Annotated in this window: 1 rRNA gene; it reads right to left on the bottom strand. The window is 56.7% G+C overall.

Annotated elements, in window-relative coordinates:
- Positions 1 to 66, bottom strand: a 16S ribosomal RNA gene (locus PUR56_RS00635); the annotation flags it as partial.
- Positions 67 to 231: the final 165 nt, after the last annotated feature.

Below are 231 nucleotides of genomic sequence, written 5' to 3'. Positions count from 1 at the left end.
TTCGACTTGCATGTGTTAAGCACGCCGCCAGCGTTCGTCCTGAGCCAGGATCAAACTCTCCGTGAATGTTTACTCGGCCCCGAAATCAATCAGAACCGGTCGACACCCGCGTTGAGCGGCACGGCAACCACCGGAATAGGGCGGCCCCGCGCACTGCGTCCTCGCTAGTGTTTTACTTCAAAAGGAATCTCCAACCCCGAAACAAGTCCGAGGCCGGGGATGTCAACATAT

This window comes from Streptomyces sp. BE303, assembly GCF_036290945.1.
Lineage (GTDB): Bacteria > Actinomycetota > Actinomycetes > Streptomycetales > Streptomycetaceae > Kitasatospora.
This window is presented reverse-complemented; position numbering and strand designations above follow the sequence as displayed.